The sequence below is a fragment of the Capnocytophaga catalasegens genome (assembly GCF_026005215.1).
GTDB classification, from domain to species: domain Bacteria; phylum Bacteroidota; class Bacteroidia; order Flavobacteriales; family Flavobacteriaceae; genus Capnocytophaga; species Capnocytophaga catalasegens.
The window spans coordinates 1-26,098 of record NZ_BPMA01000017.1 but is presented as its reverse complement, the minus strand read 5'-3'; the positions used below and the strand labels follow the sequence as shown (position 1 = coordinate 26,098).

Below are 26,098 nucleotides of genomic sequence, written 5' to 3'. Positions count from 1 at the left end.
GTGTTCCACGTGGAACACTTTTTTATATCTGAATATTGAAAATAAAATGTTTCACGTGGAACATTTAATTTTGTTTATATAATACAAACATTATATATTTAAATTATGCTTTCGCCATTCAAATTGGTGGTCAGCACCTCGCTCATATAATCAAACCACGGACGCATCGCTAAAAAAGTAGCAATGATTTCTTTTGAAAAATCTTCATCGGCGAGTTCCTTGTCAGAAAAAGGACGCATTACCACCCAATGTTTCATCTTTATCAAATCAATGGCAGGATGGTTTTTGTAAAAACCTCTGGGAGCGGTTTTAAGGGAATCGTAAGCCTTTATTTCCTCGAAATATTTCTGAAAAGTAGGCTCGGCAATAATCTTACGAATCGGCTCGTCGTCCATTTCAAATTCTTTGCGAACACGGAAAACATCTTCTTTTTCAGGAGCCCAAAACCCTCCGCCTACAAACGAATTATTCGGCTCAATATGAACATAATATCCGCCTCTGAGTTCGGGTTTTCTTCGGGTGAAAGAAGCTCCAAAATTAGTCTTATATGGAGATTTATCTTTTGAAAAACGCACATCTTTATAAATACGGAAAATGTGCATATCGGTAACATCATCGTGTCGTTGCAATTGCTGAAAGATTTCTTGAAAAAAAGCTTTGTTATCTTTGGCAATCGCATCGTACTCTTTTTTATGCTCGGCAAACCACTCCCGATTGTTATTTTGTGCCAAATCCTTGAGAAATTGTATTTTATCTATTGTATTCATTTATTTTTAAAGTCTTTTATTTCGCAAAGATACAAATATTTTTTAATAGAAGATTGTGTTCAAAAATTCAATTAGTACATTTTGTTTTATGTTGGTAGTTCTAAATTCAATAAAATAATACTACAAAAAAATCCTGTCCGAAGACAAGATTTGCATTTGATTTTCAATAAAAAAACTATTTTTCTTCTTCAAAAACAATCATCCCGCAAACGCCAAATTGGTCTTGAAAACTTCCGAAATACCCAAAAAATTCGTCACTAATCGGCATTTCTACTTCACCATTTTGGCTCAATACCGTAAAAAGACGGTCGGCTTCAGCTTTGCTTTCAGCAGTAATTGCTACATAATTATTGTTGCCCAAAGCCAACGAATGCCCAAAAGATTTCAAAATATCCGACCCCATAAGTTTACCATTTCCGATAGGAAGTTCCACATACATAATGTAATTTTTCTCTTCCTCTGGCACAGGAACGGGATTGTCTCCTGCACGAGAAATCATTGTAAATTCACCTCCGAAGGCTTTTTTGTAAAAATTGAATGCTTGTTCACAATTTCCGTCAAAATTCAAATACGGATTAATTTGATTTGCCATATTATTTTAATTTTATATTGTTTATCACGGCAAATGTAAGCTAAAAAAACGAAAAAATTCTTGCCGTAGGACAAGATTTCATTTATTTCTCAAAAAATTTCTTTACGAATTCTACTCAGCGATGTATCGGTAATTCCCAAATACGAAGCGATGTATTTCAGTGGAACGGACTGCATAATTTGGGGGTTTTGACTCAAAAACTACAAATAACGCTCTTTGGCAGGAAGCGTTATCATTTCAAGCGAACGCTTTTTTACTTGAAAAAATTTCTCGGTCATAAAAAGTCGCCCCCATTCAGAATAGCCCCCGATGGAGTGATAAAGCTCTTGAAAATCCTTAAAATCAATATACCAAGTCACACAATCGGTTTGCGTTACGATGTTTTCGGCACTAGGCAAATGCTTAAAAAGAGAAAGTTCCTGCACGATGATTTCACCCGTAGAGAAAAAGTCAGTTGTTATGTCATTTCATTCATAATCAACTACATAAGAACGAACAATACCGCTTTCCAAAATCAAATACCCACGAGCAATTTCGTTTTTTCGGAGAATAAAATCCCCTTTTTTAAATTCAATTCTATGATGTGCCTGAACGATTTTCGCAAGGTTGTTTTCAGAAATCAATGGGTGCGTATATATTTTAGAAAAATCAAATGAATTTAGCATTATCAATATTTTTGAGCAAAAGTACAAAAATATTATTTTTAATTGTATATCTTCATAAGATGGCAATTACTAAAAATAAATATGTATTTTAATACACTTGAACAAGTGCTTTATATATAATAATTTCATTTATTTCAATATAAGTTAATTTTAATAGAGCTCAATAAAATAAAATTTATTCAAAAAAAATTTGCAGAATTAAAATAAACTCGTATCTTTGCACTCGCAAAACAAAATTCTTCCTTTTGGAGAAATGGCAGAGCGGTCGAATGCGGCGGTCTTGAAAACCGTTGAGGGTAACACCTCCGGGGGTTCGAATCCCTCTTTCTCCGCAAAAAATCCTCAAAAGATATCTTTTGAGGATTTTTTTATAAACTTCTTCAACCAATTTATATTATTTTATAGAAAATCAGTACCTTTGTCCTTTCAAAAATTAAATTTATGTCACGAATACTCACAGGGATACAAAGTACTGGAATTCCACATCTGGGAAATATACTTGGTGCTATACTTCCAGCTCTTGAAATGGCAAACAAACCAGAAAACGACTCATTTTTATTTATTGCCGATATGCACTCACTTACACAAATCAAAAATGGCGAACAACTTCGACAAAATACATACAATGTAGCAGCTACATGGCTTGCTTTTGGGTTAAATTACAACCAAATTACGTTCTATCGCCAAAGTGATGTACCTCAAACAGCTGAACTTTCTTGGTATTTGAGTTGCTTTTTCCCATATCAGCGCCTTACTTTAGCACATTCTTTCAAAGATAAAGCAGACCGATTAGAAGATGTCAATACAGGACTTTTTACTTATCCAATGCTTATGGCTGCTGATATTTTACTATACAATGCAGAAATTGTCCCTGTAGGAAAAGACCAATTACAACATCTTGAAATTACTCGTGATGTGGCTTCTCGCTTCAATCATCAAATGGGAGAAACTTTTGTGCTTCCACAAGCAAAAATAAAAGAAGAAATTATGATTATCCCTGGAACCGATGGGCAAAAAATGAGCAAATCACGAAACAATTATATCAATATCTTTTCAGATGATAAAAGTTTGAAAAAGCAAATAATGGCTATTCAAACCGATAGTACTCCTTTGCAAGAACCTAAAAATCCTGATACTTGTAACGTATTTGCTATTTACAAATTACTTGCTACAACTGAGCAAATTGCTCAAATGAGAACCAATTACCAAAATGGAGGCTATGGATATGGACATGCTAAAATGGCACTATACGAACTTATTTTAGACAAATTTGCAGAACCTCGTCAATTATTTAATTATTATATACAAAACACTAATGAAATAGAGCAAATATTGCAAAAAGGTGCTAAAAAAGCCTCTGAAATTGCAAATCAAGTGCTTGAAAAAGTGCAAACAAAAATTGGATATTAAAAAAATTTCTAACAAAAACATATTCATATGCAAAACTTAAAAAACAAAAAAGCGCTCATCACCGGAGGAAGTCGTGGTTTAGGAAAAGCTATAGCGTTAGCATTGGCTAACGAAGGCGTTCATATTGCCATTACAGGGAGAAAGGAACAAACTCTGAAAGAAACCGTTAATGAAATTAAAAAAACAGGTGTGAAAGCTACTTATGCTGTATTTGATGTGGCTAACAAAGATGAAGTATTTGCCTCACTTGACAACTTACAAAAAGATTTTGGAACATTTGATATTCTGATAAACAATGCGGGCATTGCAGCCTTCGGTGGTGTGCTGGAAATGCCAGAAAATCAGTGGGAAGAGATTGTAAAAACGAACTTGTTTGGAGCATATTATGTAATCAAATCTGTTGTTCCGAGTATGGTAGAAAAAAAATCAGGGGATGTAGTAAATATTTCTTCTACGGCTGGACTTAAAGGAAATGCTGTTACATCAGCTTATTCGGCCTCTAAGTTTGGATTGATAGGTTTATCAGAATCAATGATGTTTGAATTACGAAAACATAACATTCGAGTTACAACACTTACACCAAGCACCATCGCTTCAGATATGACCAAAAATGTACTGAAAATAACCGATGGAAATCCTGAAAAAATACTTCAACCCGATGATTTTGCTGAACTTATTGTTGACTTACTAAAACTAAACAAACGTGCAATGCTTGCTAATGCTTCTCTTTGGTCAACTAATCCGTAAAAATTATTTTAGGATATTTTTATTACGCAAAAGAAAACAAAATTATATTTAACTTTTTCTTTTAAAAAAAAATCAAATTTAATTTCTAACAAAAAATATAGGGAAAAATAAAATTTTTCCCTATATTTTTTGTTATCTTTGCCACAAATTTATAAAATTTATCCTTAATTATAAGGAAAATAACTACAAAAAAAAATAAAATCATACATAATTATGCTAAGAAAAACATTATTATTAACGTTATTCTTCCTTGTAAGTACTTCTTACGGGCAAGAAATTATCCCCTTTACAAAACGTAAACAACAAACTATAAAAGGTGGATTACAAATGGTAGGTAATAACATACTAAATAAAAATCCTGCCAATGATGACTACAACGACTCTTCTGTCAATGACTACCTTGATATGAAATATATTGATATTGATAATGATAGCAATACATTTAGTTCAAGTGCTGCTACATTGAATATACCTAATAGTACATGTTCCAAAATTCGATATGCAGGACTTTATTGGGGAGGAATGTATAAAGAAAATACTTCTCAAAAACAAAATATCAAAATTAAAATTCCTTCACAAGTCTCTTACATAGATATTACTGCCGATAATTATATTTATGATAATTCTATTTCAAAAAAAACTATTGAATATACTCCTTACATTTGTTACAAAGATGTAACAGATATTATAACAAAAGGTAATCCTAACGGAGAATATATAGTAGCTAATGTAAGAGCTAGTGAAGCAGAAGCAGGAACATTTGCAGGAGGTGTTTCAGCAGGATGGGCATTAGTAATTATTTATGAAAATCCATTAGAAACTCCAAAACAAATTACCACTTTTGATGGATATGCTAATATTCTATCAAATGGATATGGAAGTACTTTACCAGAAAATGAAGTATTTTTTTCGTTTTCAGGATTTAAAACTCTACCTTCACCTCTTCCAGTAAAAGCTAAATTTGGAGTAATAGGCTTAGAAGGAGATTTAAGTATTAAAGGAGATAAACTTTCTATTCAAAAACCTGATAATTCGTATTATGAATTATCAACAAGTGTCAATCCAACAGATAATTTCTTTAATAGTTCTATTAGTTATGAAAATTCTCTGTTAACACAACGGCGTCCTAACTCGAAAAATACTTTGGGTTGGGATATTCATTTGTTTAGTATTCCTAATACAAATAATCAAATAATTGCAAATAATCAAAGTTCTGCCAAATTTAAGGCTTATACAACTCAAGATAAATATGATATTTATCTTACAGCTCTTGAAATAGAAGTTGTTGAAGCCAAAATTGATTTATTAAAAACAATTCGAGATAATGCAGGTAGTAATATTCACAAAAAAACTATTGCACTTGGAAATAAATTTTTCTATGAATTAGAATTTAAAAATATAGGAAATGATAATGCTAAAGACTTTTCTATTAAAGAAATTCTTCCAAAAAATCTCATCTTTCAAGATAAAAGTATTCAAATTCCCACAGGTAGTGGTATTACTCATACTTTTAATAAAATGTCTGACGGAACTACTGAAATAATATTTAAAATTCCTGACAATTTGGTAAAAAAAGACTTAACTACAACTACAAAAATTCGTTTTGAAGTATTACTTGATGCTAATTGTAACAATTTTCAAAGTCCTTGTTCAGAAATTATAGAAGACAAAATAAGTCTTACATACAAAGGTGAACTTAATAATATAACTATCACAGATTCAAAAGTATATTCATCGTATGATAGTTGCCACATTGGAGACCTCAGTCCTACATTTGTATATGCCGATATAAATAATTGCGTACTTGAAAAAGAAGTAATTATTCCGTGTAATGGAAGTGAAATTCTCAAAGCCTCAGACGGATTTGAAACTTACCAATGGATAGATCAAAATAATCAACCTATTGGCAATACACAATCTATTAACGTAACCAAAGAAGGTGTTTACACTGTAATAAAATCAAACAAAACTTGTGTAAAAAGAAAAGAAATTTACAACGTAAAAATTTCATTATATGGAGAAAATCCATTAAAACCTTATGCTAAAACAATATTTTTTTGCAATAAAACCCTACAAGATTTTGTACAACTAAATTTAAATAAAAATAATCCACAACAAATTGATTTACAATCTATCAGTAATTTAAAAAACATTCTATGGGAAAAATATACAGGACAAGCCGTATTACCAGCCAATAGTCCTTGCTATCCTGACCCAGCCGATATATGGCAATCTATTCATTCTCAAAAGGTTTTTACTGTTGATAATGAAGGAATTTACAGAGTAACATTAACATTTGATAATAATTGTACAGCTATTTATTATTTTAGAGTTGGAGATGCTTCTCTTGACTTTCATAACTACATATCTCCTAATAGAGATGGGCTTAATGACACTTTCATAATAAAAGGAATTGAATATTATCCAACTAATACTTTAAAAATTTTCAATAGATGGGGAATGCTTGTTTTTGAAAAAAATAAATACGATAATTCATTCAACGGATATGCTAATACAAATGTAGAATCTATTCCTATAAAAACACAATTACCTACAGGTACATATTATTATGTACTCAATTATGAAGATAATAGCGAAAATAAACAAAAAACAGGTTGGTTATATATACATACACAATAAATCTGTTAGAACAAGTAAAACCTCATAGTTTATAAAACTTTTGCTTCTTTTTATCTAAAAATAAATAATAAAAATTGCGAGATTATTGAAAAATCTCGCAATTTTTTTCCACAGTGTGGTAAATATTCATTTCCTCAAACACAAAAAAACTTGTGTATTATAGTATGTTTTTATCGACACAAACCACCTCTACAACCATTGCGTTTTCCTACGGGTTTATGATTTGAAGCACACGAAGCTATAAACAAACTAATAAGTAACAAACATATAATTTTCTTCATAATTATTTATATTTTATAATTTTTGCAAATATAATTATTTTCTTTATATAATATAAAATATTTTTTATATGTACAAATATCCTAACATATATAGAAGCTGTATTTCACTAATATAATAATCAAGCATTCATCTGAGTTATTTTTCTATTGTTTTTTTATTCTTTCAATAATTTATTTTGAATTGGTCATCAATTTTTTATATTGATCAATTTCTTTTTTTATACTTTCTATCTTCTTTTTAAGATTATCAATATCTCGCGTATATTTTTCAGATTCTTTGACTTTATTTTTTCGGTAATTTTCTTTAGAAGATGCTGAGGTTGTCGATTTTATATTTCGAGCAAAATAATCCATTCGTTTCTTTTTATCTTCTTTCAATTTATCTATTTTTGCCCGTAATACAATAATATCTTGCTTTTTATCAGCTATTCTTTTTCTATAATATTCTTTACTCATTATTTTTTATTTTATTAATAATTCGTTCAATAACAGTTTCTTTAGGTTGCATTTTGGGTTTATCTTTCTCAAAATAAGCAAAAACACCCATTATGGTAAACAAAACAATCATGATTATAAAAATCCAATAACGTTGAAAAAATGCTTTTCGTTGTTTTTGTCGATAAATTCGTTCAAAAATAGGTATTTCAATAGCATTTGGATATTTCATTTTAAGCATTTGCAAACATTGACTATACTTTTTGAGAGCAATATCAGCATAAGCATTTACTCTTTTATTTTCATCTTCCAAAGCATTTTTCCAAGAATTGGAAGAAATTATAGCAGACAAATAATACATTGTGTCAATTAAAGACTGTTTTTGCTTTGGAATTTTGATAGCTATTAAGTTTTCAATATTTTGCTCAAACTTTAAAGCTTGTTTTCTATCAAATTCCTTTTCTTCTATTTTTAACTGATTTTCAGTTCTTTTATTATCAACAAATGTATCTATTTTTGTTTTAAAGAAAGTTTTGATAATTCCATCACTTTTTACGGAAACTCCATCACTACCGAGCAAACTTCTGCCCGTTCCATTAACTCGTTGATATTTTGAAGCATGTTTGTTTCCGAAAATTTTATTAGAAATAAATCTACCTGTATCACGCCCCAATTGCCCTTTGAGTGAACTAAAAAATCCCATTGTGAAAATTTTGTTTTGAAAAAATGTGCGAGTTTTAATAAAACTCGCACATAATGTTTTTATTTACCCGAGGCTGTCAACGTGATGGAGTCTTCTGAAAGTTTTGAATCATCTGGCGTAGCTACTTATACCTTAATTCCGAATTCTTCAAAAATCTTTTTTTCAAAGTTACCCACCAACATTTTTCCGTTGATTTTCACATCGCCACCTTTGGCGTCATTTTTTCTGATAGAAGCTAAAGTGGCATCATCATCTGCAAATTTTTGCCCATTATAGACACGAAGCGTAGAACCAAATTCGTTTTTAAAATTTGCTTTAAGGGTTTTAACCTTCATTTTTCCTGAAATAATAAAATCTGCCATTTTCAAAAAATTTTTAATTATTAAACATTATTTTTGTCGTCTTGCATCACCCAAAGTAAGTGCATCATCAAGTAAGTTTTTATTCTCAATATCAGCTATTTGTACTACTATTCCGAAGTGGTTTAAAAATAATTTTTCCACTTCGCCTACTTTTTGAGTAGCTCGTATTTTTAACTTTTCAGAATCAAAATTTACTGAAGTTTGTGTTCGTTGGTCTAAAGTTTTCAAAGTCATTCTTCCATCACTAGCAAGTTTTTTTCCTTTATAAACACGTAATGAAATACCAAATTTTTCTTTAAACTGCTTGGTTAATTCTGTTACTTTCATTGAACTTTCTACTTCAAATTCTGTAGAAGTGAAAGTATCTACAATTTTGTTAAATAAACTCATATTACTCTATATTTTTTTGTTTTTCAAATAATTTTGCTTGTAGTACCATTTCAAATTCAGATAAATCAATACCTTCAGAAGCTGCTTTTTTAAACAAAACTTGTTTTTCTTGTTCAGTAAGAACATTATCCAATAAAGCAAATTCAATAAGTTGTTCTAATTGTTGGCTATATAATTTCATCTGAGAAGATTGTCCTTACTCTATGGCAAGTAAATTTTCTGAATTATTAGACAAATCAGTAGTTTCTAATTGTTTTTTGGCAACTTCTTGTATCCCTTTAATAGCTTTTTCGATAAGTGCATTCTTGTTTGTAATGCCTATTTTATTTGTAACATCTAGAACACGCATAAAAGGAAGTATAGAAGTCACAACATCAATCATATCTGCCACAACTTTAGCATCAGCTTCTACAACCTGTGTCAGAGCCAAATTTTCACTTTTATTTAAAATTTCTGTACTACCTTCAAGTGCTAAATTTGAAACAGAAATGAGAGAATCTTTTGTAGATTTTAATGCACAAGAAGTATTTTCAAATGCTGAAGTTGAAGAAACGGTTTCTTTTACTTTTGATAATGATTCTGAAACACTTCCAGAAACAGAAGAAGCTAAGTCTTTTAATTTATTAAACATTTGAATTCTATTTTAGAAAGTTAATAATAATTGTAGCAGTTATTGCGTTTACTGTTTCCAAAATATTTAGTTTAGAAAAAAACTACAAAAAAACGCGAACTTTCGCCTTTACTTGTAAGTGAGGGAGTCCAAGCCCTGTACAACAAAGTAAAGCAAAAGCTCACGCTATACACATGAGCGCTATGCTTAAACCTCCCTGTTGTACATTGAAACTTTTGGACTTTTCACTTACAGGTTTGTTAGCAAACGCAATATTGTTATGTTATCTTATAAATCTATTTCATTATATTTTTTAATACTTTTGAGACGCAAAGGTAAAATAAAAAAATATTTCTACCAAAATTTTTAGTATAAATTTAATAAAATTTTACTAATTTCTGCCCACCAACTCAAAATCCAATTGTTTTTTCATCAAATCGGTGTTTTTTACACGGACAAATACCTCATCGCCAAGCTGATACATATTTTTGGTTACTTCACCTACCAAAGCGTATTGCTTCTCATCGAAAACGTAATAATCATCTTTTATATCTCGGGTTCTGACCAATCCTTCGCATTTGTTTTCAACGATTTCTACATAAATTCCCCATTCGGTTACACCCGATATTACTCCCATAAAAGTCTGATTCTTATGGTTTTCCATATATTTCACTTGCATATATTTGATGGAATCACGCTCTGCAGACGAAGCCAAATTTTCCATCTGTGAGGAATGTTTGCACTTTTGTTCATAAGCCGCAGCATCGGCAGAAGCTCCACCGTCCAAATAATGTTGTAACAGCCTGTGTACCATCACATCAGGATAACGACGAATGGGCGAAGTGAAATGCGTATAATCATCAAAAGCCAATCCGTAATGACCAATATTATCCGTTGAATATGAGGCTTTTGACATAGAACGAATGGCAAGGGTATCCACCAAATTTTGTTCTTTTTTGCCTTTAACTTCCTCCAAAAGTGTATTTAAGGATTGTGTAATGGTTTTTCTATCTTTCATATTGATGCCATAACCGAAGCGAGAAATTACGCCATTGAGTTGCAATAATTTTTCGTTATCTGGCTCATCGTGAACACGATACACAAAAGTTTTCTTCTGTTTGGAAATGAATTCTGCTACTTTTCGGTTTGCCAAAAGCATAAATTCTTCAATCAATTTGTTGGAATCTTTCGCTTCTTTGAAATACACTCCCGTTGGATTGTCGTTTTCGTCCAAATCAAATTTTACTTCGATTTTGTCAAAAGAAATTGCTCCGCTTCGCATACGTTTTTCACGCAGTTTTTTGGCTAAAGAATCGAAAATTAATAAGGCATTAGAGAATAGGGAATAGTCAATAGTTTTTTCATCGTTTCCTATTGCCTGATCCCTATTCCCTATTCCCTGATTTTCAATAATTTCCTGTGCTTCTTCATAGGTAAATCGACAATCGGAATTGATAACCGTTCTTCCGAACCAACTATTTAAAATTTCAGCTTTTTTGTTCATCTCGAAAACCGCCGAAAAAGTGTATTTTTCTTCATTCGGACGCAACGAACACGCAAAATTGGACAGCACTTCAGGAAGCATCGGCACTACCCTATCCACCAAATATACAGACGTGGCTCGGTTGTAAGCCTCTTCGTCCAGAATCGTTCCTTCTTTCACGTAATGCGAAACGTCGGCAATATGCACACCGATTTGGTAATTTCCATTTTCCAGAATTTGAAACGAAAGTGCATCGTCAAAGTCTTTGGCATCTTTCGGGTCTATGGTGAAAGTCAGCACGTTACGCATATCTCGTCGCTTGGCGATTTCTTCTTCTGTAATGGAAGTATCCAGATTTTTGGCATATTCTTCCACTTCGTGCGGAAATTCGTACGGCAAGCCATATTCTGCCAAAATAGAGTGCATTTCGGTGGATTGCTCACCTGGCTTGCCGAGGATTTGCTCAATCACACCATAAGGTGAGTCTGTCTTGGCTGTCCATTCTTTAATACGAACCAGAACCTTATCGCCATCTTGAGCACCATTAAAATCATTTTTTGATACGAAAATATCAGTATACATACGTTTATCAGTAGGGACAACAAAAGCAAAATTTTTACGCATTTGTACAATTCCAACAAAAGTAGTTCGTTTTCGTTCAATGATTTTGGTGATTTCTCCTTCGAGTTTCCCTGTTCGTCTTCTTGGAAAGAGATATACTTCAACCAAATCTCCATGCAAAGCCCTGTTAAGCAAATTATTAGGAACAAAAATATCATCATCTAAGCCTTCACAGACAATGTATGCATTGCCATTCGCAGACATATCAACAATACCTTGATAATAATAAATTGCTGGAATAGCCTTATATCGACCACGATCTATTTCTTGAATACGTCCTTTACTTTTGAGTTTTTCGAGTGATTTTATTAGTTGATTTCTATCTTCGGTTGATGTCAGATTTAGTTTGGCAGCAATTTGTTTCCAATTGAAATCTTTTTCGTTATTTTTTTCCAGAACGGCAAAGATTTCTTTGGTAAATTGTTTATTTTTTTTCTTTAAAAATTTTTTATTTTGCATTGGTATTTTGTTTTTATTTTCAGCTCGCAAGGTACAAAAAATTTTGCAATTCACTTTTTGAAAAATTTAAAATCGAAAATGAATAACTTTTTAACAAATCAAATTATAAAAAATAAATTTTTGAATGAAAAATAAAAAAATAATGATGATTATATCTTGTCAATGTTCATTAAAAATATTTTGAAGAATATTTTGAAAATTACAAACTATCAATTTTTGAAGAATTATCAACATAAAATGAAAAATATAAATTTCTGATAAACAGCTTAGGATATAAATTATCAACAAGTTTTTTTAGAGCTAATTTTTGATAAAAAAATGAAGTTTTGTAGGTTATTTTTTATTGAAAAATTGTTGATAAATGAGAGAAAAAAAACAGAAACAAAATTTGGAAAATTAAAATCCATTTTCCTTATACAAGTATTTTAAAATCTAAAATTTTTTAATCACTTTTTGCTGAAAAATTATCCACATTTTTGTCAAAAAATAATCAATTGAGACTAAACTTTTTACAAAAGCCAATTAACAATCTTGTTGATTTTTATCTAATAGAAATATTGTTTCATTGCAATAAAATAAAGTTAAATATAAGTTAAATACAGAAAACTAACTTCTCTAATTTAGTTTCCTTAGTATATTTGCCCCGAAAATAAACTCTATTATGCGAGAGAGAATAATTGAGACAGCTTGCCAATTGCACATCGAATTGGGCATCAAAAGTGGTACGATGGACGATATCGCTCAGAGGGCTGGCGTATCCAAAAAACACTTTACAAGTATTTCAAAGACAAAACCGACCTTATCCGTCATACAGTCTTATACGTTACTGAAAACTTGAATAAGCAAGCCGAAGCATTTGTAAGTGAGGAGGAAAATCCTATACGAAGGCTGTACATCATCGACCGGTTTTATGCTACTCAGCCAATAGCGAAAGCTCATTCACCACAGAAACAACTCCAAAAGTTCTATCCGAAGATTTACAAAGAAATGCAGGATAAAGAATTAGAAATAGTAGGGAATTCCATCAAGAAGAATTTGCAAAAGGGAATCGAAATGGGGTTGTACCGTGAAGATATTGACCTTGACTTTTCAGTGCGATTGTTTTTGCATATTTCGTTTGAGTCGGGTAATAATTTACCTTTTCTAACACCATTTTATGACGAAAACACAATTTCAGCAAAGTATTTAGAATACCACATCCGAGCGATTGCCACCCCCAAAGGTGTTGCCACTTTGGAAGAAATATTAAAAGAATTATAAATAATTATATGAACAGAAATCGATTTTTACTAATCATAGTTTCTTTTTGGGCTTTTACGACACTGGCTCAGGACAAAGCCTACCAATTTTCTTTGGAAGAAGCCATACAATTTGCCATTGAGAATAATCGAAGTGCGAAGAATGCATCATTAGATGTAGAAGCCGCCCGAAAAAAGAAATGGGAAGCCACTGCTATGGGACTGCCTCAGCTTAGTGCAAAAGTAGATTATCAGCATTTTCTAAAGCAGCAAGTTACGCTTATCCCTGCGGAATTCTTCGGGGGGCAGGCGGGCGAGTTTGCTGAAGCTACCTTCGGGACAAAGCAAAACGTAAATGCTTCAGCGACACTCTCCCAACTGATTTTCGACGGCTCTTATTTAGTTGGTTTACAAAGTGCTAAGGTATATTTACAAATTTCAGAACTTTCCAAAAAGAAAAGCGACATCGAACTGCGAAAAACCGTTGTTGATGCTTATGCCAATGTGTTACTATCGGAAGAAAGTATCCGAATTTTGGAAGAAAATAAGCGTGTTTTGGAGAAAAACCTGAACGAAACCAAAGCCATTTTTGAAAACGGATTGGGCGAAGAAGAAAACGTAGAACAACTGCAAATTACATTGGCAAACATCAGCAATAACTTAAACAATACCAAGCGTTTGCACGAACTTTCCAAAAAAATGCTCAACATCACTTTGGGTTTAAATTTGGACGACCAAGTGCAACTAAAAGACAATTTGGAGCAACTCACAACACAAACCATAGCCGAAAGCATTGAAATTGAAATTTGTTTCAATTTGGAATCAAATATTGATTTTAAAATTGCTTCCAATAGCGTACGTTCGCAGGAATTGTTGGTGAAGTTCGAAAAAAGTCAATCTTTGCCCCGTTTGAGCGCTTTCCTTAACGGAGCATATAACGCTTTTGATAACAAATTTTCATTTTTCGACACGAACAAAAGATGGTTCGGGAGTGCTCTTTTTGGCGTAAGTTTGGAAATCCCGATTTTCAGTTCATTTATGCGTTCAAGTAAGGTGCAACGCTCTCAAATTGAGTTAGAAAAGTCAAAAAACGATTTGAATTTAACCAAACAACAATTGCAAATGCAACACGATAAAGCATTGAGTGACTTACAGTTCGCCATAGAAGAACATCAAACCTTGCGTGAAAATTTGGATTTGGCAAAACGAATCGAAAACAAAAATCAAATCAAATACACCGAAGGTTTGGCAACGAGTTTCGACCTGCGTCAAGCTCAATTGCAACTCTATGCTGCTCAACAAGAATTCCTGCAATCAATGGTTAATCTGTTAAATAAAAAGGAAGTTTTGAAGTCGTTGCAGGTTAATTAAAAGACAAAAAATTATGAACCTGAAAGAAACACTAAACTACCGTCGTGCCGTGCGTTTGTATGACGAAACCCAACCTATCGAAACGGAAAAAGTCCGCGAATGTTTGGAATTGGCACAGCTCGCTCCCACAAGCTCCAATATGCAATTGTGGGAGGCGTATCACGTTATCGACAAATCTGTTTTAGCGAAACTAACCGAAGCCTGTTTGTCGCAAAGTGCTGCGAAAACGGCTCAGCAAATGGTGGTTTTCGTCACTCGGCAAGACTTATACAAAGAAAGAGCCAAAGCCGTTTTGGAGTTTGAAAAAGGCAATGTACAACGTAACAGCCCTTTGGAAAGACAAGCCAAGAGGATAAAAGACCGAGAAACCTATTATGGCAAATTGATGCCTTTTTTATATCGCAGATGTTTCGGATTATTAGGTTCGATTCGCAAAATAATGGTGCTGAGCATTGGACTATTTCGCCCGATAGTAAGGCAAGTGTCCGAAACCGAAGTACGAACTGTAGTGCATAAAAGTTGTGCATTGGCAGTACAAACTTTTATGATAGCAATGGCAGAAAAACAATACGATACCTGTCCGTTAGAAGGATTTGATAGCAAATTGGTTAAAAAAGCGTTGAAACTTCCTTCCGACACAGAAATCAATATGATTATCACTTGTGGCATTCGAAAAGAGGGCGGTATTTGGGGCGAAAGATTCCGCGTTCCGTTTGAAGAGATATATCATCAGGTGTAAAAATGTAGGGAATGGATGTATATATTCCGCCGTAAGAAAAGAACACAAGGCATTCACAATATAAAAATTCAATATTTGAAAAAGTTAGAAAATATGAAAAATATATTTTTATGTTCATCATTTAAAGATGTAGTTTCTGTTTTTGAGGATTTTATAGGTTTGGGAAATGAAGGCAAAAAAATAACATTTATTCCCACAGCAAGTTTGGTGGAGAAAGTAACTTTTTATGTTGAAGCTGGTCAAAAAGCATTAGAAAAAATGGGATTCGTTATTGATAAATTGGAAATCTCTACCGCAACAACTGACGAAATAAAACAAAAACTCCAAACAAACGATTTGATATATATCACTGGTGGGAATACATTTTTTCTGCTTCAAGAATTGAAAAAATCAGGAGCAGATAAAATCATCGTGGAAGAAATTTTAAAAAGAAAGACCTACATTGGCGAGTCAGCAGGTTCTATGATTCTTTCCCCTAATATTGAATATGTTACAAAGATGGATAGCACCAAAGAAGCTCCTGAATTATCGTCATTTTCAGCACTGAATGTAATTGATTTCTATCCTGTGCCACATTATACAAACTTTCCGTTTGTAAAAGCTGTTGAAAAAATTATAACAACTTACGGCAACACACTTGATTTATACCCGATTACCAATTCACAAGCAATTTGCATTCGTGGAGAAAAAATTGAAGTTAAGACAAAATAAATATTTTATAAACACAATTTCAGAGATTGATTTAGCATATTAAGGAACTATTTTTAGTAACAATAATTTGCTGATTTCTCAAAAAAGAGATACGAAAAAATGGAAAATAACATAAAAATATTTGAACAGAAAAAAGTGCGTTCGCAGTGGGACGAGCAACAAGAAAAATGGTGGTTTTCCATCGTTGATGTGATTGAGGTTTTAACAGGAACCGACAGACCTCGAAAGTATTGGAGCGACTTAAAAGCCAAACTTAAAAAGGAGGGAAGTGAGTTGTCCGAAAAAATCGGACAACTGAAAATGCTTTCTTCTGACGGGAAATATTACAAAACCGATGTTGCTGATACCGAACAATTACTAAGGCTTATCCAATCTGTGCCCTCACCCAAAGCCGAACCTTTTAAACTTTGGTTGGCTCAGGTGGGTAGCGAACGTTTGGACGAAATGCAAGACCCCGAAATTTCCATAGACCGAGCTTTACAACAATATCTCCAACTTGGGTATTCCGAAAATTGGATTAACCAACGGCTAAAAAGCATTGAAATTCGTAAAGAACTTACCGACGAGTGGAAAAAACGAGGTGTAAAAGAAGGACAACAGTTCGCCACCCTAACCGATATTATTGCCAAAACTTGGTCAGGCAAAACCACCAAAGAATACAAAGTTTTTAAAGGATTGAAAAAAGAAAACTTGCGAGATAATATGACTAACACGGAACTTATTTTAAATATGTTAGCCGAAGCCTCTACCAAAGATATTTCACAAGCCACACAACCCGAAACCTTTGAGCAAAACATCGCTGTGGCTCAGCAGGGTGGTAATGTTGCCAAAGTTGCTCGGAAAGAGCTTGAAGCCCGAACAGGCAAAAAAGTAGTTTCTTCGGCAAGTGCAAAAAAAATGTTACAAAACAAAAATAATTCAAACAACAAATAAAAATCAGATATAATGAAATACATTAACATTCAACTTATTGTTTCCGCTTTGGTGTTGTTGGCATCGTGCGGAGAAACCAAAAATCCGTCGGTGGAAGAGGTTATCGCGAAGGGTTCAAAAACGGAAATCCGTCAGAAAAGAGATGAAATTTCTGCAAAAATAAAAGAGCTTGAAACGCAAATCGCTTCCCTCGATGCTTCTCTCAGCAAATTCCCCGAAGAGGGGTCGGCTCAGGTGTTGGTATCGCTTTTGGAGGTGAAAGATACACTTTTCAACCACTTTTTGGAGTTGCAAGGAACAATAAAAACCACTCAAAATATCACCCTAAATGCGGAATTTGGAGGCGTTTTGGAAAGAATACACGTACAAAAAGGACAAAACGTACAAAAGGGACAACTTCTGGCATCAATTCAAGATGGGGGAATTTCCCAACAATTGGCTCAACTGAAAATCCAAGCCGAATTAGCAAAAACTACTTTTGAGCGTCAATCGCGATTGTGGGAGAATAAAATCGGGTCGGAAATTCAATATTTACAAGCCAAATCGGCTTACGAAACGCAACAAAGTGCCGTGGAACAGATGCAAAAACAAGTTGCCAAAGCCAACATTTATGCTCCGTTTTCGGGAGTAATCGACGACGTGATAACCGACGTGGGAACGGTGGTTGCCCCTGGAATGCCCGTACTTCGACTCGTAAACTTATCGGATATGTATTTGGAATCGGAAGTGCCTGAGCAGTACGTCGCTAACGTAAAAAAAGGTTCACAAGCCAAAGTGGATATTTCCGTTTTGGGCGAACAACTCGACACCAAAATAAGCCAAGTTTCCAATTTTATCAATCCTGCAAATCGTTCATTTAAGGTTGAAATCCGTTTGCCTAACAAAAATAACGCTATCAAACCTAATATGACGGCTCGTTTGCAAGTAAATGATTATCAGAACAAAGAAGCTATCTTACTGCCAACGGATATCATTTCGGAAAATGCACAAGGCGAACAATATGTTTTTCTTGCCAAAAAAGGAGACAATGAAAATCAGTATGTTGCTGAGCGTGTTGTGATTTCTACCGGAAAAACGCAAAACGGATTTACCGAAATTCTGTCAGGAATTCAAAAAGGAGATAAAGTTATTCGCGAAGGAGCGAGAAGTGTGCAAGAAGGACAACGTGTTTCGACTTTGTAAGATTCAGATTTTTGATTCGTCCGACAGGAAATGAATTTTTACTGACAAGAAATCAATTCTAATCAACAGGAAATGAATTCTGACTAATAAGAAATCGATTCTGACCAACAAGAAATAAATTCTGACTAACAAGAAATCAATTCTGACCAACAGGAAATGAATTCTGACCGGTAAAAATCCATTTCTGACAAGTAAATATTCAATTCTTTTTGGTAAAAACTTATTGATGAGCAGTAAAAATCGATTTGTATCAGGTAAAAACAAAATTGGTGATGATGATTCTAAAAATAAATGTAGAATATGAACTCAAATATTCATCAAATAGAAGTAAACACCCGTGAGGATTTCGCAAAGTTTTTGGAATTTATTAAAAATGGATATATTTTCAAGAGTAAGTTTGCGACCTTGGAGACGAAGCGTTAAGAAAATCAATAAATGGAACGTAGAAAATCTCTACTGTTTGAGCGTAGCGAGTTTAGATATTTTCAGTGAAATGAATTGATTTTTAGCGGAGTATCCAAAGTCTTGAATTTTTGGTTCTTTTGTTTCAAGACAAAAGAACATAAAAAAACAATTATAATTAAAAGAAATAAAACCCATATCATACTATGAGTAATATCAAAGATAAAGAGTTCAAGATGTCGTCTTGGGCAATTGACAACAAATTCACCATTTACGTGATGATTTTTATCTTTTTCCTTGCCGGAATGTTGGCGTATATGAATATGCCTCGCGAGAGCTTTCCGGAAATTAAAGATACGAAGATTTACGTGAGTGTTGTCTATCCGGGCAATACCGCCGAAGATATTGAAAGACTGATTATTGACCCATTGGAAGAGAAACTCAAAGGGGTAAGTAATCTCAAAAAAATAAAATCTTCCTCGCAGGAAGATTACGGAATGATAACCCTCGAATTTACCGAGAAAATCACCATCGAAAGTGCATTGCAAAAAGTAAAAGATGAGGTGGATAAAGAGGTATCCAACGAGGATTGGCCTACCTTCAACGGGGCGAAAGTGGAACCCAATGTGTTTGACATTACCATCTCGGAATTTATCCCGATTTTGAATGTAAACATTGCCGGAAATTACCCTATCGCCAAGCTCAAGGAATTTGCCGAGCAGATGCAAAAGAAAATTGAAAATCTGCCCGAAATAAAAGAAGCTACCATTCGCGGAGCTCAGGAAAAAGAGGTAGAAGTTGCCATTGATATGTACAAAATGATGGCATCGAAGGTGAGCATCGACGATGTGATTAACGCCATTGGCAGAGGGAATGTAACAATGTCTGCCGGAAATCTCATCGCTTCGGGGCAGAGACGTACCATACGAATGGTGGGCGAAATTGAGCAACCTTCCGATTTGAAAAACTTTATCGTAAAGTCGGAAAAAGGCATCGTATTCTTGGGCGATATTGCCGAAGTTTCTTTCCGAGATAAGGACAAAACCACGTACGCTCGTGAGTTTGGTCAGGGCGTGGTGATGCTCGACGTGAAAAAGCGTTCGGGCGAAAATATGATTCAGGCAAGTGAGAAAATCAAAGAATTGGTAGCCGAAATGCGAAGCGATTTTCCGAAAGATTTATCGATAACGATTGCCAATGACCAATCACAACAGACTGAAAATATGGTAAGTGACCTCAGCAATAACGTTATTTTCGGGGTATTCCTCGTTGTGGGCGTACTGATGTTCTTTTTGGGCTTTAGAAACGCACTTTTTGTAGGATTTGCCATACCGATGTCGATGTTTATGTCCTTTATGATTATCAATGCTTTGGGCTACACGCTCAACACGATGATTCTCTTCGGACTGATTATGGGATTGGGAATGCTTGTCGATAACGGAATTGTGGTGGTTGAAAACGTTTACCGACTGATGGAAAAAGAAGGAATGAGCAGATACGAAGCCGCCAAAGCAGGTATCGGAGAGGTTGCTGTGCCTATCATCATTTCTACCTTAACCACCGTTGGGGCATTTTTACCTTTGGCAATGTGGCCAGGCATTATGGGAGATTTTATGATGTACTTCCCACTGACGCTTTCCATTGTGTTGGGGTCGTCACTTTTTGTTGCCATCTTCTTCAATTCGATGTTGGTATCGGAATTTATGGATATCAACGAAAAAGTATTAAGCGTTAAGCAATTGGTGAAAATCAGTATTTTGCTTTTCGTTATCGGAACCTTCATTTTACTTGTTGGAGGAGCGGTTCGAGGCTTAGGAACGGTGCTTTATTTCACCATCTTTTTGCTTTGGTCGTACAAATATTTCATTAAAAAATTGGCGGATAACTTCCAACGAAAAATCCTTACTTGGATGGAGGATATGTACGAAAGAACACTTCGTTTTACACTTTGCGGAAAAAATCCGTATATAATGGTTGTTTCCACTGTGGCGTTGCTTGTTGTGTCGTTTGTGTTGTTTGGCTGGTCGGTTGGGACAGGGCGTACAAGTATAAACTTCTTCCCTGATAACAAACCCAATCAAATTATCGTTTACATCAAATATCCTGAAGGAACAGACATTGAGAAAACCAACGCAGTAACGCAAGACATTGAAAAACGAATATATACGCTACTCAATAGCGACCAATACCGCGATGGTGATTACAACTTTATGGTAGAATCGGCTGTGGCTCAAGTGGGTGAAGGAGCAGGAAATCCTTATACCGACGGAGCTTCGTCAGCTGAAATGCCTAATCGAGGGAAAGTAACGGTAACGCTTCGTGAGTTTAAATATCGTCGAGGGCAGGATTCAGAGAAGCTTCGTGCGAAAATTCAATCCGATTTGCGTGGTGTTTACCCTGGGGTTTCCATTTCGGTAGAAAAAGACCAAAACGGACCTCCTGCCGGGCATCCGATAAATATCGAACTTCGTGGCGAAGATTACAATGAACTGATTGTTACCGCCGAGCGTATGCGTGATTTTATCAAACAGAAAAACATAGCAGGAATTGATGAGTTGAAAATAGATGTCAACAAAAACAAACCTGCCATAGAGGTAGAAATCGACCGCGTAAAAGCAGGGGAATTAGGGGTTTCTGTTGGGCAGATTTCCAATCAGTTGCGTCGTTCCGTATTTGGGGAGAAAGCGGGAGTTTACAAAGAAAAAGGCGACGATTACGATATTTACGTTCGTTTTAATCAGGCAGACCGCTACAATACCAATGTTTTGTTCGACCAACATATTATCTTTAAAGATGCCAATACTGGGGAATGGCGACACGTTCCGATATCTTCTGTGACCAAATATAAGAATACCTCGTCGTTCAGTACGATAAAACACAACAAAACCGACAGGGTGGTAACGTTGTACTCGGCTTTAAGCCCTGGATTTAGCGATGCGAGTGCTATTGTACGACAAATTCAGCAAGAGATGAAAAACTTCGACCTTCCGCAAGAAATCAAAATTGATTTTACGGGACAGATTGAGGAACAAAACAAGGAAATGGCTTTCCTTTCAACAGCACTTCTTATCGCTGTGGGGCTGATTGTCTTTTTGTTAGTATACCAATTCAATTCGATAGTGAAGCCCATACTTATTTTCATTACCATCTTGTTGAGCTTCACGGGGGTATTTCTGGGGCTTATCATCACGGGGCAACCGTTTGTTATCCTAATGACGATGATGGGTATCATTTCTCTGGCGGGAATTGTGGTAAATAATGGGGTCGTTCTGCTTGATTACACGCAGCTACTCATCGACCGTAGGAAAGAAGCGATGCATCTGCATATTTATGACAAAATTGCTAATGAGGAAATCTACAATGCCGTTGTAGCTTCGGGTAAAGCTAGGCTTCGTCCGGTATTGCTTACGGCCATCACGACCGTTCTGGGGCTTATTCCACTCGCCATAGGGCTTAACATAGACTTCTTTACGTTCTTTGATTCCTTGAATCCGAATATTTACTTCGGCGGGGATAACGTAATCTTCTGGGGACCTTTGGCTTGGACGGTAATTTATGGACTGGTATTTTCTACCTTCCTCACACTGATTGTCGTTCCGGTGATGTTCTACCTGACTTCAAAATTTTCAAATCGCTTTGGAAAGGTTTACAAACAGAACGAGCAAGGCGAAGTAGTGCTGGTGGATAATACCGACGAGCAATAACAAAAGAGGTTATCCAATTTTTTGGATAACCTCTTTTGTTTTTTACAGAAGAATGTCTATAATTTATTTTTGAAATTCTAATATTTCTCTGGCTATTTGTAATTCTTCATTAGTTGCTACAATAACTATTTTTACTTGACTATCTTCCGACTGAATTTCAACAATATCACTTGGGTGATTTAGCTCAATATTCTTTTTAGAATTTATTTTTATACCAAAACATCCAAGCCCTTGGCAAATAAGCTCGCGAACATCTTCAGAATTTTCACCTATTCCTGCAGTAAATACAAGAGTATCAACACCACCAAGAGCTGCTATATAAGCTCCTATAAACTTCTGAATACGATATGTATAAACTTCTAAACAGAGGATACCGTTTGAGTCGCCTTTATGATACAGAGCAGATACATCTCGTGAATCAGAAAAACCTGTCATTCCTTTCATACCGCTTTCTTTGTTGAGAATATTACGAATTTCATCAACCGAATAACCTAAATCATAAAGATAAAAAATAACAGAGCTATCAATACTTCCTGAGCGTGTTCCCATTGCAAGCCCTTCATTGGGACCAAAACCAAGTGTTGTGTCAATACTTTGTCCATTTTCGTTGATAGCAGCCATACTAGCTCCATTTCCTAAGTGTATCGTAATATTTTTCAACTTCGGATTGTTAAAATAAGCCCTTGTACGTGCATCTACATATTTATGACTTGTGCCGTGAAACCCATACACACGGATTTTGTTTTGCTCATAAAATTTACTTGGAATAGCATATCGATACGCTTTTGCAGGAAGTGTCTGATGGAATGATGTATCAAAAATAGCAAAATTTTCAGCTTTTGGAAAAGCTTTAGTCGCCGCTTCAATACCAATAATATTAGCAGGATTATGCAAAGGAGCAAGCGGTATAAGTTCTCGTAGCTCTTTTATCATTTCAGGGGTTACCTTTTGAGTAGAGGCAAATTTTTCTCCCCCGTGAACCACTCGGTGTCCAATAATTTTTATTTCATCAACATTTTTTACAACACCAAATTTAGTATTGGTCAAGTATTCAGCTACTTTCTGAAAAGCTACTTCGTGGTTTGGAAAATCTATATCTTCCGATATTTTTACTTTTTCACCACTGGAAAAGTATTCGTGATTTATTTTGCTACCGCTAATTCCAATACGTTCAACCAATCCTTTGGCTTGTACGCTTTCGTCTTGCATTTCTATAAGCTGATATTTCAAAGACGAGCTACCAGCATTGATTACTAAAATTTTCATTTGTTGTTTATTTTTGTCTGTAAAGATGTAAAATCCACATTATTTTGGATAAAAATCAATTAGTTTTTAAGATTTTCAAAAATTCTTCACGAGGAATTTCTCGTGCACCTAAACTTGCCAAATGGTTAGAATATACCTGACAATCAATAAGTTTGATATCAGGAGAATTTTTTACAAAAGAAATAAATCCATACTTAGAAGCATTGCTCACTAAGCTAAACATACTTTCTCCACAGAAAATATTTCCCACACGAACACCGTAAAAACCTCCTACCAATCTATCTTCTTGCCAAACTTCTACCGAATGAGCTATTTTTAACTGATGTAACTCTAAGTATGCTTGTATCATTTCTTTGCCTAACCATGTACCATCTTGTCCAAACCGAGTTACACTACTACACTGATGTATTACTTGCTCAAAAGCCTTATTGTACGTCAGTTCAAAGGCTTGGTCTTTGAGCAATTTTTTCATACTTTTGGAAACATGCAATTCACTTGGAAATAACACCATACGCGGGTCTGGTGACCACCAAAGTATAGGGTCTTCGCTATTATACCAAGGGAAAATACCATTTTCGTATGCGTTGCATAACCTTTGGGCAGACAAATCGCCACCAACGGCAAGAAGTCCGTCTTTATTAGCAAAAATAGGGTCAGGAAAACCGGTGGTTTCTGACAACCAAATCATAGCTAAAATGGCAAATCATCAAAATCTTCTTGTGTGTTGGTATTCCCGTTATAAGGTTCGAAATTTTCAGCAACATTCGTAGTATTGGGCATTGGTTGTTGTGGTGTTGCTGTGTTTTGAATCGTTGTTGTTTGAATAAGTTCAATACGCCAACCCACAACAGAATTGAAATACTTCACTTCTCCTTGTGGATTTGTCCATTCACGACCGCGCAAATTGATACTTACGCGTACTAATTGACCTTCTTTTAATGAATCTAACAAAGAACAATTGCCTTGTGTGAATTCAATCAAAATAGGTTGCGGATATTGTTCTTCGGTAACAACAACCAATTCGCGTTTTTGAAATCCGTTGGCTCCAAAAGTCTGCACGGGACCGATTTGTTTTATACGTCCTTGTACCTCCATATTCTTTTCTAAAAATTATTAGTTACAACCGCCAAAGATACGTAATTTTTTTGACTTATATCAAATATTTTTCCAATTAAGAAATTTTTGTTTTTCTAAACACAACTTTTTATTGTTTTTCCTTAGGATTTTTTCATACTGAGATAGCGATTTAATAAATCTTGTACAAAGTTATCAGGTATCAAAAAATAATGTAAATCAGGTGAATCTACGTCATCTAATTTAGGACAAGCGTAAAATAACAATTACTGATATTGTTAAAAACTTGATTTTTTTTCAAATAGTCAAGATGACTTCATTACAAGAAAAAAATCTAAAAAAGCCTCAATGTGTATGTCTCTATATTGGGGATAAATTCCGTGTATGAGTTTTCCTTTTTCATCATAAATAGAAGCAACATTGCCTGTACTTCCTGCTTTTCCAATAAATTCTCCGTGCTTTATTTTTTGTCCTTTTTACCAAAACTTCATCTAAGGAGCAATTTGACAGTGAGTACAAATATTTTCTTGACCAACACATTTGAAGCACAAAGTGCTATCTTACTTAATTTTTTTAGCTTATTATTTATCTACAAAGATAAAGCATACAGTCGAAGTTAAAATATAATTTTATGAAGTAGTTAATTTTCAATGTTAAAAAAATATAAAATTAACGTATTCGGAGCATTACCGGGTTTTTATATCCCGTATGGGTTATTTTTTGTGTGTAATCTACCGTTTTCCGATACGTTTTCATTCTGCTTGTTGCTCAGGGGTAGCTTCTGGTGTTTCTATCTTACTGGAATAGAGTGGAGGAGGAAACCCCTCTGCCTTGCGACGCTCATAATCAGCCTCCCGATAGGGGTCAAATAGCTCACCTGGTGGCAACGGACGATTTTTGTCCATATACCAAACAATAAAAGAAATACCATTATAACAATTTTTCCCTGAAAGAATAGGTAGTGCAAAAGTTACCCATTTGTTAGGCCGCATTACCTGTAATTGGTACGCTCCTTGCAGGTCTGTTCCCCCTGTGCTGTAACAAAATTCTACCTCACTGAATTTCATAGTTATATTAGGTTGCCATAAAAAACCGTTAAAAGTAATTAAGCCATCTCGCCTGTTTAAAATGGCTTCTTGTTTAGGCATAGTAAAAGCCAATATAACGAAGAATAAAAAACCTATGATAGCTATTATGAAATATATTATTTCCAACTCGTTTAACTCATTTCCAATATGTATACCATATAAAAAACGGAATTATTAAACAAATATAGTTAATTGACTATTCAACTTCAAAAATAATAATTTTAA

The 26,098-nt window shown here is 34.4% G+C and carries 27 protein-coding genes, 1 tRNA gene and 1 pseudogene; 13 read left to right on the top strand and 16 right to left on the bottom strand.

The window, feature by feature from the left end; translation table 11 throughout:
• Positions 1-98: 98 nt before the first annotated feature.
• From OO775_RS05650 to OO775_RS05630, 5 genes and pseudogenes are all read right to left on the bottom strand, one after another.
• Positions 99-767 carry a DUF2461 domain-containing protein gene (locus OO775_RS05650; RefSeq protein WP_264846072.1) on the bottom strand — a complete coding sequence of 223 codons (669 nt, stop codon included), beginning with the start codon at positions 765-767 and terminating at the stop codon, positions 99-101.
• Positions 768-942: 175 nt separating this feature from the next.
• The gene (locus tag OO775_RS05645; RefSeq protein ID WP_264846071.1) at positions 943-1,359 is read right to left on the bottom strand and encodes a VOC family protein; all 417 of its coding nucleotides are present in this window, start codon (positions 1,357-1,359) and stop codon (positions 943-945) included.
• Positions 1,360-1,448: 89 nt separating this feature from the next.
• Positions 1,449-1,532: pseudogene (locus tag OO775_RS05640) on the bottom strand (cyclic nucleotide-binding protein); the annotation flags it as partial.
• A 27-nt stretch (positions 1,533-1,559) separates the two neighbouring features.
• Positions 1,560-1,784, bottom strand: coding sequence for a cyclic nucleotide-binding domain-containing protein (locus tag OO775_RS05635; RefSeq protein ID WP_264846070.1), 225 nt, complete (start codon positions 1,782-1,784; stop codon positions 1,560-1,562).
• Positions 1,785-1,826: 42 nt separating this feature from the next.
• Positions 1,827-2,024, bottom strand: a complete 198-nt coding sequence (locus tag OO775_RS05630) for a cyclic nucleotide-binding domain-containing protein (protein ID WP_264846069.1) — start codon at positions 2,022-2,024, stop codon at positions 1,827-1,829.
• Between the two features lie 247 nt (positions 2,025-2,271).
• On the opposite strand from OO775_RS05630, the gene OO775_RS05625 reads away from it, so the two are divergent.
• From OO775_RS05625 to OO775_RS05610, 4 genes are all read left to right on the top strand, one after another.
• Positions 2,272-2,356 (top strand) — tRNA-Ser (locus tag OO775_RS05625).
• Positions 2,357-2,465: 109 nt separating this feature from the next.
• On the top strand, positions 2,466-3,434 hold the full coding sequence (trpS, locus tag OO775_RS05620) for a tryptophan--tRNA ligase (protein ID WP_264846068.1): 969 nt from the start codon (positions 2,466-2,468) through the stop codon (positions 3,432-3,434).
• Between the two features lie 27 nt (positions 3,435-3,461).
• Positions 3,462-4,181: a 3-ketoacyl-ACP reductase gene (locus tag OO775_RS05615; RefSeq protein ID WP_264846067.1), complete on the top strand. Its 720-nt coding sequence runs from the start codon at positions 3,462-3,464 to the stop codon at positions 4,179-4,181.
• A gap of 213 nt (positions 4,182-4,394) precedes the next feature.
• A complete protein-coding gene (locus tag OO775_RS05610) occupies positions 4,395-6,821 on the top strand; it encodes a T9SS type B sorting domain-containing protein (protein WP_264846066.1) in 2,427 nt (808 codons plus the stop codon).
• Between the two features lie 452 nt (positions 6,822-7,273).
• Here OO775_RS05610 and OO775_RS05605 read toward each other — a convergent pair whose 3' ends face one another.
• The 7 genes from OO775_RS05605 to rnr form a co-directional block, all read right to left on the bottom strand.
• The gene (locus tag OO775_RS05605) at positions 7,274-7,558 is read right to left on the bottom strand and encodes a hypothetical protein (RefSeq protein WP_264846065.1); all 285 of its coding nucleotides are present in this window, start codon (positions 7,556-7,558) and stop codon (positions 7,274-7,276) included.
• Positions 7,551-8,240, bottom strand: a complete 690-nt coding sequence (locus OO775_RS05600) for a hypothetical protein (protein WP_264846064.1) — start codon at positions 8,238-8,240, stop codon at positions 7,551-7,553. Before OO775_RS05600 ends, OO775_RS05605 begins: the two co-directional genes overlap by 8 nt.
• Positions 8,241-8,365: 125 nt before the next feature.
• Positions 8,366-8,602, bottom strand: a complete 237-nt coding sequence (locus OO775_RS05595) for a hypothetical protein (RefSeq protein ID WP_264846063.1) — start codon at positions 8,600-8,602, stop codon at positions 8,366-8,368.
• Positions 8,603-8,629: 27 nt separating this feature from the next.
• Positions 8,630-8,992 (bottom strand): hypothetical protein, encoded by a 363-nt coding sequence (locus OO775_RS05590; RefSeq protein WP_264846062.1) that lies wholly within the window; start codon positions 8,990-8,992, stop codon positions 8,630-8,632.
• A 1-nt stretch (position 8,993) separates the two neighbouring features.
• Positions 8,994-9,173 carry a hypothetical protein gene (locus OO775_RS05585; protein ID WP_264846061.1) on the bottom strand — a complete coding sequence of 60 codons (180 nt, stop codon included), beginning with the start codon at positions 9,171-9,173 and terminating at the stop codon, positions 8,994-8,996.
• A 15-nt stretch (positions 9,174-9,188) separates the two neighbouring features.
• Positions 9,189-9,623: a hypothetical protein gene (locus tag OO775_RS05580; protein WP_264846060.1), complete on the bottom strand. Its 435-nt coding sequence runs from the start codon at positions 9,621-9,623 to the stop codon at positions 9,189-9,191.
• A gap of 370 nt (positions 9,624-9,993) precedes the next feature.
• Complete coding sequence (rnr, locus tag OO775_RS05575; RefSeq protein WP_264846059.1) at positions 9,994-12,165, bottom strand: ribonuclease R; 2,172 nt, start codon at positions 12,163-12,165, stop codon at positions 9,994-9,996.
• A 661-nt stretch (positions 12,166-12,826) separates the two neighbouring features.
• On the opposite strand from rnr, the gene OO775_RS14135 reads away from it, so the two are divergent.
• From OO775_RS14135 to OO775_RS05535, 9 genes are all read left to right on the top strand, one after another.
• On the top strand, positions 12,827-13,003 hold the full coding sequence (locus OO775_RS14135; RefSeq protein ID WP_264857489.1) for a TetR/AcrR family transcriptional regulator: 177 nt from the start codon (positions 12,827-12,829) through the stop codon (positions 13,001-13,003).
• Positions 13,000-13,425, top strand: coding sequence for a hypothetical protein (locus tag OO775_RS05570; protein WP_264857490.1), 426 nt, complete (start codon positions 13,000-13,002; stop codon positions 13,423-13,425). The genes OO775_RS14135 and OO775_RS05570 overlap by 4 nt, the downstream gene beginning before the upstream one ends.
• Before the next feature lie 8 nt (positions 13,426-13,433).
• Entirely contained in the window at positions 13,434-14,774 is a 1,341-nt protein-coding gene (locus OO775_RS05565) for a TolC family protein (RefSeq protein WP_264846057.1), read from the top strand.
• A 13-nt stretch (positions 14,775-14,787) separates the two neighbouring features.
• Entirely contained in the window at positions 14,788-15,513 is a 726-nt protein-coding gene (locus tag OO775_RS05560) for a nitroreductase family protein (protein WP_264846056.1), read from the top strand.
• 93 nt (positions 15,514-15,606) lie between these two features.
• Positions 15,607-16,224, top strand: coding sequence for a peptidase E (locus OO775_RS05555; protein WP_264846055.1), 618 nt, complete (start codon positions 15,607-15,609; stop codon positions 16,222-16,224).
• A gap of 99 nt (positions 16,225-16,323) precedes the next feature.
• A complete protein-coding gene (locus OO775_RS05550; protein ID WP_264846054.1) occupies positions 16,324-17,157 on the top strand; it encodes a BRO-N domain-containing protein in 834 nt (277 codons plus the stop codon).
• 12 nt (positions 17,158-17,169) lie between these two features.
• Positions 17,170-18,339 carry an efflux RND transporter periplasmic adaptor subunit gene (locus OO775_RS05545; RefSeq protein WP_041990839.1) on the top strand — a complete coding sequence of 390 codons (1,170 nt, stop codon included), beginning with the start codon at positions 17,170-17,172 and terminating at the stop codon, positions 18,337-18,339.
• Between the two features lie 373 nt (positions 18,340-18,712).
• Entirely contained in the window at positions 18,713-18,841 is a 129-nt protein-coding gene (locus OO775_RS05540; protein ID WP_264846053.1) for a hypothetical protein, read from the top strand.
• Positions 18,842-18,947: 106 nt separating this feature from the next.
• Positions 18,948-22,445 (top strand): efflux RND transporter permease subunit, encoded by a 3,498-nt coding sequence (locus OO775_RS05535; protein ID WP_264846052.1) that lies wholly within the window; start codon positions 18,948-18,950, stop codon positions 22,443-22,445.
• Positions 22,446-22,508: 63 nt separating this feature from the next.
• Here OO775_RS05535 and OO775_RS05530 read toward each other — a convergent pair whose 3' ends face one another.
• The 4 genes from OO775_RS05530 to OO775_RS05515 form a co-directional block, all read right to left on the bottom strand.
• On the bottom strand, positions 22,509-23,711 hold the full coding sequence (locus OO775_RS05530) for an acetate/propionate family kinase (protein WP_264846051.1): 1,203 nt from the start codon (positions 23,709-23,711) through the stop codon (positions 22,509-22,511).
• A gap of 55 nt (positions 23,712-23,766) precedes the next feature.
• Positions 23,767-24,399, bottom strand: a complete 633-nt coding sequence (gene aat / locus OO775_RS05525) for a leucyl/phenylalanyl-tRNA--protein transferase (protein ID WP_264846050.1) — start codon at positions 24,397-24,399, stop codon at positions 23,767-23,769.
• Between the two features lie 2 nt (positions 24,400-24,401).
• The gene (locus OO775_RS05520) at positions 24,402-24,806 is read right to left on the bottom strand and encodes a DUF3127 domain-containing protein (RefSeq protein WP_264846048.1); all 405 of its coding nucleotides are present in this window, start codon (positions 24,804-24,806) and stop codon (positions 24,402-24,404) included.
• 731 nt (positions 24,807-25,537) lie between these two features.
• Positions 25,538-25,933, bottom strand: a complete 396-nt coding sequence (locus OO775_RS05515; protein ID WP_264846047.1) for a hypothetical protein — start codon at positions 25,931-25,933, stop codon at positions 25,538-25,540.
• Positions 25,934-26,098 lie beyond the last annotated feature (165 nt).